This is a genomic window from Sorangium sp. So ce119, from assembly GCF_051524405.1.
Lineage (GTDB): Bacteria > Myxococcota_A > Polyangia > Polyangiales > Polyangiaceae > Sorangium > Sorangium cellulosum_G.
The window spans coordinates 3,861,865-3,875,254 of the sequence record NZ_CP150310.1 but is presented as its reverse complement, the minus strand read 5'-3'; the positions used below and the strand labels follow the sequence as shown (position 1 = coordinate 3,875,254).

Here is a 13,390-nt window from a genome sequence, read left to right as displayed (position 1 = left end):
CCGCCGGGAGCGCGGTTATTTGCTCGCGCCGCCGAGCCGCTTCTGGCTGGCGCACGCCGCCTTGTCCTGCGTCCGCGCGCACTGGTCGGCGTAGAAGGCGCGCGCTCGCTCCTTGTCCTTGCTCTCGAGCAGCGGGCCGAACGCGTCGCACGCCTTCTTCTCCCTCCACTGCGTGCAGGCCTGCTCGTACAGCGAGAACGCCCGCGCCGGGTCGGCCTTCACCCCGTCGCCGCGCTGGTAGATCTCCGCGGCGCGCAGGCAGCCGCCCGAGCCGCAGACCTTCTCGTAGAGCGCCGCGGCGCGCGCCATGTCCTTCGGGATGCCGGTCCCCTTCTCGTACATCGCCGCGAGGCTCATGCAGGCCTCGGCGCCGAAGCCCTTCTCCGGACAGCCCTTCTCGAAGAACGCATAGGCCTTCGCAACATCCCTCGGGAGGCCATCGCCGGCCGCGTACACCGAGCCCGCGGCGTTGCAGGCGCGCATGTCCCCGAGGGTGCAACCGCGCGTGTACGCCACGAGCGCCTTCACCCCGTCCTTCGGGGCCCCCTGCCCCTTGCGCAGGATGTCCCCGAGCTCGAGGCAGTCCTCGGGCTGGCCCGCCTCGCACGCGCGCTGGAGCACGCCCACGGCCACGGCGACGTCCTTCGCCGCGAGCTTCCCCTCGACCAGCATGTTGCCGAGCGCGCTGCAGCTCGGCCCGTGCCCGAGATCGCAGCCGCGTCGGAGGAGCGCGACAGCGCGCGTCGTGTCCCTGGGCAGGACCGCCTGCGGGCCCTCCCGCAGGTACCAGTCGGCCACGCTGAAGCACGCCCAGCCGTCGCCCAGCTCGCACGCCTTGTCGCCGAACTCTCGCACCTTGGCCCGCGCCGCCGCGTCCGGCGGCACCTTGGCGCTCAGGACATCGCGCATCTGCTGGTTCCCCCGCGCGTAGCAGGCCTGCGCGACGCCGGCGCCGCAGGCCTTCTCGAACAGCTCCGCCGCCCTCGCGTCGTCGCGCGGGAGGTCCTTGCCCGTCAGGTAGTGGATCCCGAGGTGATAGCAGCTCCCGACGTCGCCCTTCCCGCACTCCGCCGCGCACGCCCTCGAGTCCGCCGGATCGCACAGGTGCGCGGGCGCGAACGAAGGCGGCGAGCATTTCGCCCCGCTCAGCACCGTCCCGGCCGGGCACGGGCTCGACAGCGCCGGGAGCTCCGCCTCGCCCTGCTTCGCCGCCGGCTGCTCGGACGGCGGCGCCTTGCTCGCCTGCAGCGGGACGAGCTCCAGGCGCAGCGGCGCCTGACACCGCTCCGTCGGCGTATGCGCGTCGGGCTTCGCGCTCCGGCACGCCTCGAGCTCGCCTTCCTTCGTCGTGGTGCCGCCCTGGCCCGACGCCGCGGCGGACGTCACCGCCGCGAAGACCTGATCGACGGTCCGCGCCGCGCCGCGGCTGCCCGGCGTCATCGCGAACGCGCCGAGGAGCGCTGCGCGCACGAAGTGCGTCGCGCCGTCGCAGCTCCCCGAGAGATCCTGCGGCGAGACCGACGCGACCGTGGTCGCCATCTTCCCGGTGGGCACGAGCGCCACGTCGATCGCGTTCGCCCCGCCGCCCTCGATCGCGGTGCTCAACGCCGGGGCGCCGAAGGGAACATTCGCCTGCATCTCCGCAGGATTTGTCAACTGTATGACGCTGTCTCTGCGCGCCACGCCGGCGTAGGAGTAGGATCCTGCGAGCTTGCACTGCGGGAGGAGCTTCAGCGTGGTGCAGTCGTACGAGACGACCGCGACGCCTTCTTTCATCGCGAGCCCGAGATCGGAGCGGCGGGTCGCGAGCCAGTCGACGATGAGCGGCTCGGTGTGGCCGATGGCCGGACACCCGCCGCTGCTCGCGCTGGCGCTCGCCTCCGGCGAGACGATGGGCCGGGGCGCATGCACCACGACCTCTGGATCCAGGCCCGGTCCACAGGACGTCGCTGCGAGCGAGAGCCCAACCACGCACATGTCGAAGGCGCGCTTCATCGAGGCGACAGAACCATGAGCCGTGGGGTCCGGTCAATAAGGCGAGCGCGGCAGCGGGCGGGCCACGCTGGCCGCGCCGAGCCATGCTCGCGCGCCCCGAGCCGCCATGAGCACGCCCAGGTCCCAGGAGAGACTACAAGAGAGCCTGAGCCTGGTAACTCAGCTCCTCGAAAAGCAACGCGTCATCGAGACCCTGACCCACAAGCAGGAGAGCAAGAACAAGGAGCTCGTCGAGCCGCTGGTCCACCGGCAAAATCTCGCCCTGCTGCAGAGAAAGCTGAGGGATCTGCACCCGGCGGGCCTCGCCCACATCATCGAGGTGCTCCCCCAGGCAGATCGCATTGTGGTCTGGGCTGAGCTCGAGCCCTACCGCGCCGCACAGGCGCTGCCAGGGCGCTCCTCGTCCGGGGCTGCCCCGCGTCGGCGAGGCAGCGCTACGATCCGGCATGGACACCAACCCTGCGCCGCAGCGGCCGCTCGTCGCCATCCGGTATTGCCCCAAGTGCCGCTGGCTCACCCGCGCCGCCTGGCTCGCCCAGGAGCTGCTCATCACCTTTCCTGACGAGATCGACGTGCTCCTGTCGCCGGGCGCGAGCGGCATCTTCGACGTCACGCTCGACGGCGCCCTGCTCTTCTCGCGCGCCGCCGCGGAGCGCTTCCCGGAACCGAAGGAGCTCAAGCAAGCGATCCGCGACCGCATCGACCCGGAGCGCTCCCTCGGCCACTCCGACAGGTGAGCCCCGCGGCCGTTCAGATGTCGAAGTCGAGGATGGCGGCGTCGATCTCGGAGCCGCCGACGATCGCCGGGATCTGCGAGGGCGAGGCGACGCGCAGGCGCGGCGCCTCGATCGCCACGCGCTGGCCGCCGGCGACGCTCTTCGTCAGGAAGACCGAGCCGCCCACCACGCTCCCCTGCCCCAGCACCGTCTTGCCGCCGAGCACCGTGGCGTTCGCGTAGATGGTGACGTCGTCCTCGACCGTCGGGTGGCGCTTCAGCCCGCGCGCGCCGCGCGAGTGCTGGGGCAACGACAGCGCGCCGAGCGTCACGCCCTGGTAGAGCTTGACGTGCGCGCCGATGTCGGTCGTCTCGCCGATGACGACGCCGGTGGCGTGATCGATGAAGAAGCTGTCGCCGATGTTGGCGCCCGGGTGGATGTCGGCGCCCGTCCTCGTGTGCGCCCACTCGCTCATGATCCGGGGCATGAGCGGCACGCCGAGCAGGTACAGCTCGTGGGCGACCCGGTGGACCGTCACCGCGAGCAGGCCTGGATAGGCCAGGATGACCTCGTCCATCGACGCCGCCGCGGGGTCGCCGTCGTAGGCCGCCTGCACGTCGAGCAGGAGGCGCCGCCGGACCTCCGGCAGCCTGCTCACGAACGCCCGCGCCACGTCGCGCCCGCGCTGCCGGCACTTCGGGATGTCGATGCGGTTCGCGTCGACGGTCTCGTCCTGGAAGCACAGGCAGCGCTCGATCTGCCGCTCCAGCTTGGCTTGCAGCGTCGAGACCAGCGTGCCCACGTGGTAGAGCAGGTCCTCGTCCGACAGGTCCTGCCGCCCGTGGTAGCCGGGGTAGAAGATCTGGAGGAGGAGATCGATGATCTCCGTGATCTCCTGGCGCGACGGGGTGAAGCGCTTGTTGATGTGATGGCCGCGGGGGTCTCCCCGGTAGCCCGCGATCAGCGCCTCGACGACGCCATGCAGATCGCCCGCTGGGACAGGGGCGTCATCACACTTCTTCCTCACATCGACCTCACGAGGCCTTCATGCTCTCGACCTCGGCGAACATGCCTTCGAACAGGGGCCCCGAGAGGTAGCGCTCGCCGGCGTCCGGCAGGACGACCACGATGGTCTTCCCTGCCCACTTCGGATCGCGCGCGAGGCGGCTCGCCGCGACCATCGCCGCGCCGCAGGAGACGCCGCAGAGGATGCCCTCCTCGCGCGCGAGGCGCCGCGACATGGCGATCGACTCGTCGTTGGAGACGGCCTCGACCTGGTCCACGAAGGAGATGTCGAGGTTCTTGGGGATGAAGCCCGCGCCGATGCCCTGGATCTTGTGGGGCGACGGGGTGAGCGGCTGGCCGGCGATCGTCTGCGCGATGACGGGCGAGTGGATCGGCTCGACGGCGACGGAGTGGAGGGCCTTGCCGCGGACGCGCTCGAAGTAGCGGCTGACGCCGGTGAGCGTGCCGCCGGTGCCCACGCCGGAGACGAAGACGTCGACGTTGCCGCCGGTGTCCTCCCAGATCTCGGGGCCGGTGGTGGTCTCGTGGATCGAGGGGTTCGCCGGGTTCTCGAACTGCCGCATCAGCACGTACCGGCCCGGGTCGGAGGCGGCGAGCGCCTCGGCCCTGGCGATGGCGCCGTTCATCCCCTGGGGGCCCGGCGTCAGGAGGAGCTTGGCCCCGAGGGCCACGAGCACCTTGCGCCGCTCCATGCTCATCGTCTCGGGCATGCTGAGGATGCACTCGATCCCGCGCGAGGCGGCGGCGAAGGCGAGCGCGATGCCGGTGTTGCCGCTGGTCGCCTCGACGATCGCCTTGCCGGGGCCGAGCAGCCCGCGCTGCTCGGCGTCCCAGACCATGGCCGCGCCGATGCGGCACTTGACCGAATAGGCCGGGTTCCGCCCCTCGATCTTCGCCAGCACGGTGGCGGACGCGCCGTCGGTCACGCGGCGGATCCGGACGAGCGGCGTGCGGCCGATGCTCTGGGTGTTGTCGTCGTAGACGCGGGGGAAGTTGGTCATGGGGGGCCGTCGTGGTGAGGGGGAAAGAGAGGAGATCCAGAGGCGCCCCTCGCTGTCAAGGCCCACGTGCGCCGCCCCTCCGTCGCGCCGCATTTGCAGAGCGCGGCGCCCCGCCCAGGTCGTTCCAGCGCGCGACGAGCGGCCTGGAACGACGCCGGTCGCGCCTCTGCGCCTGCTCGCCCGGCGCGCGCGGGGTCGCGCGGGGAGCGCCCGATCAGGCAGCGGCGCGGCGGGGTGAACGCCGGGTCGCGCGCCGCGTCCGCGCGGAGGCGCACCGCGCCGACCGGGCGCACCCCCGTCGCGTCGCGGCGACCCGTTGGACCTGCAACGGCCCGCACGGGGATGTCGGGACGCCGGGAGGCATGGTGGTCAGTCTGCCAGGCGGCGGAGGCGCTCTGCGGGAGACGCGAAGTCGACTACGCGCGAAGGACAGGATTCATCGAGGCCTGTCTCGAGAAGAACGGGCGACATTGAGGATGCATGGTTGTCATGCGCTGCCACGTCCCCGTCCGGGGTTCTCGCTCTCGAAGGATCGATGACGCAGCGCGCCCAGGAGCGCCCTCAGGGCGAGGAAATCTCTGCCGGAATGCGTCAATTTTTACGCGCTGGCGATCGTTGGAACACCAAGTGCCACACCAGGTGCGACAGCGCGCCGGCGGATCCATCGGTGCTCAAAAGATCTCGTGGGCGCCCGAGCAAGTAAGGTGATTTCCTGAGGAATCCGTGGACCATCACCATGGGACCACGTCGGACCATGTCCACCGTCTTGACGTGCGCCGATGTGAGCTTATCTTGCTGAATTTCGCGCTTGCCCTGTATGGCATACGCCTCGCATCATGGCTGAGCATGTTCCCCGCTGAGCCCCCCCGCGCGGAGGTCCAACTGCTCGACGACGATGACCAACCCACTTTAATTTTCCGTCGTCCGCCCGCGTCGCTGGCAGGGTTGGCGCTGCCGGCCGCGGCGCCGGCCCCGGTCATCGCAGCTCCGACGCGGCGCTCCACATCGCGTCTTATCGGCCTGAGCGCGGCAGCGGGCATGAGCCTCGCCGCGGTGCTGGGCGCGCTCGTGTCGATGCAGCTCGGCGCGACGGGCTTCGATCTCCGCGCGGGCTCGGTGCTCCAGCCGGCCGCGGCGGCGGCGGCCGTCCTGCGCACGACGGGGATGGCGGCGCCCATCGAGGTGAAGGCAGCGCCGGCGGCGCCGGTCAAGGCCAGGGCGGAGGCGGCGGCGCCGGCCGTGGCCGTCGAGGATCGCGCCGACGCGACGCTCGATCGCTCGACCGTGATCCCCATCCCCGACGGGATCATCACCATCCCCGCGTCCTTCTCCTCGGCGGATGGGGCTTATGATCTCGTGGTCCATTTCCACGGCGTCAACGATGTTGTCCAGGCGGGGTTCGAGCGCGCCGGGCTCAACGCGGTCGTGATGATCATCAACATGGGCATCAGCTCGGCGGCGTACGAGACCCGGTTCTCTATCCGCTCCTATCTGCCGGTGCTCCTCGCGAAGACGCAGGCGGCGCTCGAGGCGCGCGGGCTGCGCGACGCCCGGCTCCGGCGCGTCGCGCTCTCGGCGTTCAGCGCGGGGTACGGCGCGGTCCGCGGGCTCCTGAACCAGCCCGGGTTCGCCGACAAGGTGGACGCGGTGCTCCTCCTCGACGGCATCCACACCGGCTACATGCCGCTCGACCATAGCCTGGACATGGAGCGCCTCAAGCCGTTCGGGCGCTTCGCCGAGCTCGCGGCCACCGGCAAGAAGCTGATGTCGATCACGCATTCGGAGATCACCCCCGTGGGGGACTACGCCGGCACCCACGAGAGCACGGACGCGCTCCTCAAGCTGGCGGGCGCGCAGCGCGCTCCGGGCGCGGGCGCCGACGCGCAGGCGGTCTACGAGCTGTCGGGGACGGCGAGCGAGGCGAAGCCCCGGTTCGTGCCGCTCTCCGAGGCGCACAAGGGCGCGCTCCACGTCCGCGGCTACGCAGGCACCCAGAAGCCAGACCACGTCAGGCATCTCACCCGCATGGCAGAGACGGCCTTGCCGGATCTGGTCCGCCACTGGAGCGACACCCCCGCGCGGTGACGGGCGGCGACGGCGCGTCGCGAGCACGCCCGGGCGAAGGACGCCAGCGTGGCACAACGCCTCATTCCGGGGCGCGCAGGCCGAGCTCAGCAGAATGTGCCCTGCGTTGAGAAGCGCAGAACGCGGCGCCAGGCAGCGACGCCATTACGGTATCGCATTTGCTTTTCCACCACGAAATGGTGGTAAGCGCGACCATGGCAGGACAAAGGCAAGCGCGAAGCGCGGCGCGGCGTACTCAGGAGGAGCGGCCCACGACCCTGGCCGCTCGCCGCGGGCGCGGCGCGAGCGCGGCGGAGGCGGACAGCGCGCGCTCGTCTGCGGCGAAGGGACAGGCGGACGGCGCCGCGGCGACGCCGCGCCCGACATTGACCTATGCGGATGCGCTCGAGGGGGCCCGGAAGGGCCCGTTCCCTGACGAGGTCGAGCCGCAGCTCGCGACGCTCGTCACCGGACCGCCCCAGGGCGAGGGGTGGCTGTACGAGGTGAAGTTCGACGGCTACCGCATGATCGCGAAGCTCCGCGGCGGCCGCGTGACGCTCCTGACCCGCCGCGGCCAGGACTGGACCGAGCGGTTCCCGAGCGTGCGGGACGACCTCGCACGGCTGCCAGCGCGGGAGGCCGTGCTGGACGGCGAGATCGTCATCGTGGGGCAAGACGGCGTGACCGATTTCCAGGCGCTCCAGAACTCGCTGAGCGACGGCAACGAGGGGCGCGAAGGACGCCTGATGTACTTCGCGTTCGACCTGCTCTACCTGGACGGCCGCGACCTCCGCGGGTGCGCGCAGGTCGCGCGCAAGCGGGCGCTCCAGGCGCTGCTCGCGGAGGTCCCGGAGGACGGGACCCTGCGCTACACCGAGCACCTCGAGGAGGACGGGGCCGCCGTCTACCAGCACGCCTGCAAGCTCGGGATCGAGGGCGTCATCGCGAAGCGACCGGAGGCCCCCTACCGGAGCGGGCGCGGGGCGAGCTGGCTCAAGGTGAAGTGCGGCCGGCGGCAGGAGTTCGTGATCGTCGGCTTCACCGAGCCGACCGGCGCCCGCAAGGGGCTCGGGGCGATCCTCGTCGGCGTGAACACGTCGGGCAAGCTCGTCTACGCGGGCAAGGTCGGCACCGGCTTCACGGCCAGGACGCTGACGGCCCTGCGCGGCCAGCTCGAGTCCATCGAGCGCGCAAAGCCGGCCTTTCAAGGGGCGCCGCGCATGCGGGGCGTGCACTGGGTCGAACCCAGGCTCATCGCGGAGGTCCACTTCGCGGCCTGGACGCGCGACGGACGGCTGCGACACCCGTCGTTCGAGGGGCTCCGCGAGGACCGTACCCCGGAGTCGGTCACCGTCGAGCGCGAGCAGCCGCCGCCGCAGCTCCCACCGAACAAGACGGCGGGCGCGTCGAGCAAGTCGGCAAGCGCGGCGACGGGCAAAGCCGCAAGCGCGGCGACGGGCACGAGCAAGACGGCAAGCGCGGCGACGGGCAAAGCCGCGAGCGCAGCGACGAGCAAAGCCGCAAGCGCAGCGACGAGCAAGACGACGGGCAAAGCCGCAAGCGCGGAGCCAAGCAAGGCGACGCGCGGGGGCCGAGGCGGCGGCGCGGAGAAGATCGAGGTCGCCGGGGCGCGGCTGACGAACCCGGACAAGGTGCTCTATCCGGCTCAGGGGATCACGAAGATCGCCCTCGCCCGCTATTACGCCCAGGTCGCCGAGCACATGCTGCCTTATGTCGCAAACCGGCTGCTCACGCTGGTCCGCTGCCCAGAGGGCCAGGGCAAGCCGTGCTTCTTCCAGCGACACGAGGCCGTGGGGCTCTCCGAGGACATCCGGAGGACGACCGTCGAGGAGGAGGACGGAAAACGCACCTACCTCTACGTCGAGACGACGGAAGGGCTCGTGTCCCTCGTCCAGATGGGCGCGCTCGAGATGCACATCTGGGGGAGCCGCGCGGACCGGATCGAGCAGCCGGACATGATGGTCTTCGACCTCGATCCGGCGCCGGAGCTGCCGTGGGAGCGCGTGGCGGACGCCGCGAGGACGGTGCGGCACCTCCTGGAGACGCTGGGGCTGCGGAGCTTCGTCAAGACGACAGGCGGCAAGGGCCTCCACGTCGTCGTCCCGATCGAGGCGCGCAGAGGCTGGGACGAGGTGAAGCCGTTCACGAAGGCCGTGGCCGACGCGCTCGTGCGGTTCGATCCGGCGCGGTACATCGCGACGCTCTCCAAGGCCAAGCGCACCGGCAAGGTCTTCGTCGACTACCTGCGGAACGGGCGCGGTGCGACCGCGGTCGCGCCCTACTCGACGCGCGCCCGGCCCGGCGCCGCCGTGGCCACCCCGCTCTCGTGGGACGAGCTCGACGCGCCGCTCGATCCAGCCTCGTTCACGATCGAGACCGTGCCGCAGCGGCTCGCGACCGTCCCCGATCCGTGGGCGGAGCTCACCGGCGTCCGCCAGTCCATCACGAGCGCGATGATGAAGAAGGTCGGGCTCTGACCGCCTCCCCGACGCCGCCGCCGAACCCAGGAGTCGGTGAGCACACCGAAGAAGAACGACACGAACGAACCAGCGAATGCTTTCACTGACGTTCCGTTCAGCGTGGCCGGAATGTTACGATAAGGCGGCGAACGCTTGGTTGACGGGCCCGCGCACGGGCTGCATCGTCCCCCAGGGTCGGCCATGGCAAAGGACCGGGACTCCAGCGCACTGGCGGAAATCGCCGAGCGACTCCACCAGTTCGACGGGGAGCCGCTGCGGGTCGCGTTCCTGGCGCGCGGGATCGACGCGCTCGCGCAGGTCGCGGAGCGGCTCGATCAGAGCGAGCTTGGCGAGGCGGTCGCCTCGCCCAGCAACGCGGGCGCCCTGCTGACGGCGCTCACGCAGCCGAGCGCCGTCGGCCTCTTCTCCGCGGCCGATCCGCTCACGCCGGCCCGCCTCCGCGGCCTCCAGGCGCGGGACGCGCTCCTCGCCGCCGAGGGGGGGGCGCTCACCGCGGAGGACGTCAGCGAGGTGCTCCACCTCTCGCCCGACGCCATCGAGGCGCGGCGCGCTGCCGGCAGGCTGCTGGCCGTGGACGTCGGCCGCCGCGGCCACCTCTACCCTGCATGGCAGTTCGCGGACGAGGGCGTGCTGCCTGGGCTCGAAGAGATCCTGGCCCTGCTCGAGGAGCACCCCCCGCTCGCGAAGATGCGGTTCTTTCTCTCCGGCAACCACCGCCTGGACGGCGAGCGGCCGCTCGACCGGGTTCGCCGCGGCGACCTGGAGCCGGTGCGGCGCGCCGCCCGCACGTTCGGCGAGCACGGCGCCGCCTGAGAACGCCCCGCGATGACGAGGCCGCCGCGCTCGCCAGGGGTCACGGCGGAGGCGCTCCGCGCAGGGCGCGACGGCGGCGAAGGAACAGCGCAGGAGGCGGACGTCGACCGCGCCAGCCGTCGCGTCGTCCGTTCGCGCGGGGCGGGATCGACATGAAGCTCACGCTCGGGCCGCATCCGGATCCGCCGCTCGATCTCGCGACGAGGCCGCTCCCCGTCACGATCTTCCGGCGGTGCTGGTTCCGGATCCATCGGCTCGCGCAGGCCCCGCTCTTCTTCGGTCGCTCGGGCGACAACCGCTTCGACGCGCCGGACGGCGAGTTCGGGGTGCTGTACGCGGGGAAAGACGAGCGTTGCGCGTTCATCGAGGTGTTCGGTCACGCGACGGGCGTCCGGTTCGTGGAGCAGGGCGAGCTCGCCGCGCGCGGGCTCGCGCGCATCGCGCCGAGGCGGCCGCTCCGGCTCGTGAACCTCGCGGGCGAGGGGCTGGCGCGCCTCGGGGCCGACGCTCGCCTGACCTCGGGGGAGTCCTACGCGGCCGCCCACCGGTGGGCGCTCGCGATCCACGACCACCCGAGGAGGCCTGACGGCATCGTCTACGCTGCGCGCCACGACCCGAGCCGCGTCTGCGCCGCCCTCTTCGATCGCGCCAGCGCGGCGCTGGAGGTCACGCCGCTCGGGTCCCTCGCGGATCCGGCGCGCGCGGCGCTCCTCGCCAGGCTCCTGGATAGGTACAGATTCGGGCTCGTCTGAGGCGCGACGAGCGCGCTGCGCCGCGGCGCCTCCGGGCGCTCTGCGACACGCGACGCGCGACGCGGGGCCGGGCGCGCGGCGGTGCGAGCCCCGCGCGCGGGGCCCCGCCGGCACAGCCGGTGCTTTCCGTGGAGGGAGGCGCGCGGCGGCCGCGGCGTCAGGGGCGGTGGTCGCGGGGCGCACGGGCCGAGCGGCGGGGGGGTCGATGAAAATCAGGAATCTGCGGCTGGAAACAGGCTATCTCGTGGAGCCGATCTCGCTCCAGAGAGGGATCGCGACGCATCAGATCCAGATCGCGACGGTCGGCGAAGAGGAGGCGTCCCGCGTCCAGATCGCGCTCGATCCCAACCGCTGCACGGTCGACAGCTTCGGCGAGGCCAAGGCGTGCACGAAGGTGGCGCCGGTCCACCTGGAGGCGGACGTGGAGCTCCTCGCGGAGTGCGACGGGAAGCAGCTCCTCGCCCTCAAGTTCCAGGGAGGCAACGGACCGGCGATCCGGCTCGCGCTCCTGCCCCTCTGCGGCAAGGGCCACGAGGCCATCGTCGCGCGGCTCCTGATCTTCGGGGAAAACGGCGAGCTCAAGGCGATCGTGCCGATGCAGGGCACATCGGCGGGCTGCGTGGTGGCGTGAGCGCGGCGGCGCGGCAGCGCCGCTCCCTGCGGGCCGGGCGCCGGGAGCCGGACGGCGCTCAGGCGCCCTGAGGGCCGCTGCCGCCGGGGCCGAAAGGGCCGAAAGGACCAGGCGTCCCTCCGGCGCCGCCGGGGCCGGGGCCATAGGCGCCGGGAGCGCCGGGCGGCGCGCCGTAGGCGCCGGCGGGTGCATAGGCGCCGGCGGGCGCGCCGTAGGCGCCGGCGGGTGCATAGGCGCCGGCGGGCGCGCCTGGCGCGCCATGGGCGGCGCCCGGGGGCGCACCGTGAGCCCCACCGTAGGCGCCGGCGGGCGGGCCGTAGGCCGCGCCAGGCGGGGCTCCAGCGGGCGCGCCGTAAGCGCCGGGCGGCGCACCATACGCGGCGCCGGGCGGGGCCCCAGCGGGCGCGCCGTAGGCGCCGGGGGCCCCACCGTAAGCGCCCGCCGCCGGTGCGCCGTAGGGGGCGCCGGGCGCGCCCCCCGGGAACGCGCCGTAGGCACCCGGCGGGGCCCCGGCAGGCGCGCCGAAAGCGCCCGGCGGCGGATAGCCTCCGAGCGGCGCCGCGGCGGCGGGACCTTGCCCGGGCGGATAGGCCGTCTCCATGGCGACGCGCCGCGGATTGGACGGGTCGTAGCGCACCGTGACGATGCACCCCGGCTGGATCCGAGGCGCCGCCAGCACCGACACGAGCGCGACCGTCTCCACCTGATACGGCGGCATGCCCGGCGGCATCACCTCGAGGAGCAGCTTGAGGCTGTAGGAGTCCTGTGCGCCCATGGACACCTTCATGCCCGTCTCCTGGTACTGCAGCACGCGGGCCGCGCAGGATACGCCGATTCGCAGGAGCTGCTGCTGCTCCTGCTGCTGCGCCCTGAGCGGGCCGAGGACCTTCTTCCAGACCCCCCAGAGGACCACCGCGGTGATCCCGAGCGGCACGATGACGCTGAGAAGAATGACCAGCAGATTGACCGTCATCGCGCCAGCGTACAGGCCGGCCGCCGGAAGCACCAGCGCATCGACGCCCCGACAACGCGCGATGATCCCCCACCCCGCCCCTCGAGGCGACCGAGGCAGCGCCCCCGTGGACGGCAAGACGGGGAGGCGGGAGAACAGACATCATCTCCCGCGCTCCCCGTCTTCCTCAACCCGCCTCGCGCGACCGGTCCAGCCGCTCAGGACCCGATTTGCCGCGCCGCGCGGCCGGGCGCGCGAGGCGCCCTGCGGACCTCAGGGACAGCGGCGGTACGTGAGCCCATACTCGATGTGGACCTGGACGTCCGTCGTGTCGTTCGTCAGGACCCCGGAGTGCAGCGGCGCCATGCGGTTCGTCACGAACAGGCTCGTCTTGATGTTGAGCGGCCGCACCGTGCCGCACTCCGACCAGACCGTGGTCGCGAAGTTGTCCGTGCGCGAGAAGTTGTTCGTGAAAGGCCCGATCATGTTCCACGTGACCGGCCCGGAAGTGAGCGGCGATCCCGAGAAGTAATACGACGTCTCGTGGAGCGCCTGGACGCTCGGCTCCAGGTCGGCGAAGCCCCGGTACGTGGCGTCGAACACGGCCACCTGCCACCCCGCATCGAACTGCAGATCGACGGCGAGCTGGCAAAATGCGCGGTTCGCGGCGCGGGCGGTGCCCGGGCCGGCCTGCGCCTCGAACTGGTCGAAGATGACGGTCAACGCCTTCTGATCGGGGGAGATCACCCCCGCGGCGGAGCCGACAGGACATCCGCTGCCGGCATACGTGAACGACTGGATCCGCGCGTTCTGCGCCAACGCCGGAAAGGCGAAGAAGAACACCGAAGAAAAGACGAACGCCCATCGCAGCAACATGCTTGCCCCCTTCCACTGACTGACGACCATCGCGTCGCCGTGCGGCGGCCCCCGCGCGCGTCA

Annotated in this window: 12 protein-coding genes; 6 read left to right on the top strand and 6 right to left on the bottom strand. The window is 71.9% G+C overall.

What is annotated here, in order from left to right; genetic code table 11:
- Positions 1-15 precede the first annotated feature (15 nt).
- Both WME76_RS14505 and WME76_RS14500 read right to left on the bottom strand, forming a co-directional pair.
- Entirely contained in the window at positions 16-1,995 is a 1,980-nt protein-coding gene (locus WME76_RS14505) for an SEL1-like repeat protein (RefSeq protein ID WP_437960721.1), read from the bottom strand.
- 133 nt (positions 1,996-2,128) lie between these two features.
- Complete coding sequence (locus WME76_RS14500) at positions 2,129-2,443, bottom strand: hypothetical protein (protein ID WP_437960720.1); 315 nt, start codon at positions 2,441-2,443, stop codon at positions 2,129-2,131.
- Between WME76_RS14500 and WME76_RS14495 the strand changes: the two genes are divergently transcribed.
- Complete coding sequence (locus WME76_RS14495) at positions 2,442-2,732, top strand: SelT/SelW/SelH family protein (RefSeq protein WP_437960719.1); 291 nt, start codon at positions 2,442-2,444, stop codon at positions 2,730-2,732. The two genes, WME76_RS14500 and WME76_RS14495, sit on opposite strands and share 2 nt — an antisense overlap.
- A 13-nt stretch (positions 2,733-2,745) precedes the next feature.
- On the opposite strand, the gene WME76_RS14490 is transcribed toward WME76_RS14495, so the two are convergent.
- Both WME76_RS14490 and cysK read right to left on the bottom strand, forming a co-directional pair.
- Entirely contained in the window at positions 2,746-3,738 is a 993-nt protein-coding gene (locus WME76_RS14490; protein ID WP_437960718.1) for a serine O-acetyltransferase, read from the bottom strand.
- 7 nt (positions 3,739-3,745) lie between these two features.
- On the bottom strand, positions 3,746-4,738 hold the full coding sequence (gene cysK / locus WME76_RS14485; protein ID WP_437960717.1) for a cysteine synthase A: 993 nt from the start codon (positions 4,736-4,738) through the stop codon (positions 3,746-3,748).
- 1,038 nt (positions 4,739-5,776) lie between these two features.
- On the opposite strand from cysK, the gene WME76_RS14480 reads away from it, so the two are divergent.
- The 5 genes from WME76_RS14480 to WME76_RS14460 all read left to right on the top strand — a co-directional run bounded on the left by WME76_RS14480 (position 5,777) and on the right by WME76_RS14460 (position 11,499).
- Positions 5,777-6,823: a hypothetical protein gene (locus WME76_RS14480; RefSeq protein ID WP_437960716.1), complete on the top strand. Its 1,047-nt coding sequence runs from the start codon at positions 5,777-5,779 to the stop codon at positions 6,821-6,823.
- Positions 6,824-7,188: 365 nt separating this feature from the next.
- A complete protein-coding gene (ligD, locus tag WME76_RS14475; RefSeq protein ID WP_437960715.1) occupies positions 7,189-9,300 on the top strand; it encodes a DNA ligase D in 2,112 nt (703 codons plus the stop codon).
- A 183-nt stretch (positions 9,301-9,483) separates the two neighbouring features.
- Positions 9,484-10,116 (top strand): hypothetical protein, encoded by a 633-nt coding sequence (locus WME76_RS14470; RefSeq protein ID WP_437960714.1) that lies wholly within the window; start codon positions 9,484-9,486, stop codon positions 10,114-10,116.
- Positions 10,117-10,268: 152 nt separating this feature from the next.
- Complete coding sequence (locus tag WME76_RS14465) at positions 10,269-10,868, top strand: RES family NAD+ phosphorylase (RefSeq protein ID WP_437960713.1); 600 nt, start codon at positions 10,269-10,271, stop codon at positions 10,866-10,868.
- A 205-nt stretch (positions 10,869-11,073) separates the two neighbouring features.
- A complete protein-coding gene (locus tag WME76_RS14460) occupies positions 11,074-11,499 on the top strand; it encodes a hypothetical protein (RefSeq protein WP_437960712.1) in 426 nt (141 codons plus the stop codon).
- Positions 11,500-11,557: 58 nt separating this feature from the next.
- Here WME76_RS14460 and WME76_RS14455 read toward each other — a convergent pair whose 3' ends face one another.
- On the bottom strand, positions 11,558-12,472 hold the full coding sequence (locus WME76_RS14455) for a hypothetical protein (RefSeq protein WP_437960711.1): 915 nt from the start codon (positions 12,470-12,472) through the stop codon (positions 11,558-11,560).
- 252 nt (positions 12,473-12,724) lie between these two features.
- Positions 12,725-13,327, bottom strand: a complete 603-nt coding sequence (locus WME76_RS14450) for a DUF4360 domain-containing protein (RefSeq protein ID WP_437960710.1) — start codon at positions 13,325-13,327, stop codon at positions 12,725-12,727.
- Positions 13,328-13,390 lie beyond the last annotated feature (63 nt).

Coding starts and splice junctions, on each gene's coding strand:
- WME76_RS14450 (WP_437960710.1), bottom strand. CDS start 13,327: ATGTTGCTGCGATGGGCGTTCGTCTTTTCTTCGGTGTTCTTCTTCGCC.
- WME76_RS14465 (WP_437960713.1), top strand. CDS start 10,269: ATGAAGCTCACGCTCGGGCCGCATCCGGATCCGCCGCTCGATCTCGCG.
- WME76_RS14470 (WP_437960714.1), top strand. CDS start 9,484: ATGGCAAAGGACCGGGACTCCAGCGCACTGGCGGAAATCGCCGAGCGA.
- WME76_RS14500 (WP_437960720.1), bottom strand. CDS start 2,443: ATGCCGGATCGTAGCGCTGCCTCGCCGACGCGGGGCAGCCCCGGACGA.
- WME76_RS14460 (WP_437960712.1), top strand. CDS start 11,074: ATGAAAATCAGGAATCTGCGGCTGGAAACAGGCTATCTCGTGGAGCCG.
- WME76_RS14480 (WP_437960716.1), top strand. CDS start 5,777: ATGAGCCTCGCCGCGGTGCTGGGCGCGCTCGTGTCGATGCAGCTCGGC.
- WME76_RS14455 (WP_437960711.1), bottom strand. CDS start 12,472: ATGACGGTCAATCTGCTGGTCATTCTTCTCAGCGTCATCGTGCCGCTC.
- cysK (WP_437960717.1), bottom strand. CDS start 4,738: ATGACCAACTTCCCCCGCGTCTACGACGACAACACCCAGAGCATCGGC.
- WME76_RS14495 (WP_437960719.1), top strand. CDS start 2,442: ATGGACACCAACCCTGCGCCGCAGCGGCCGCTCGTCGCCATCCGGTAT.
- WME76_RS14505 (WP_437960721.1), bottom strand. CDS start 1,995: ATGAAGCGCGCCTTCGACATGTGCGTGGTTGGGCTCTCGCTCGCAGCG.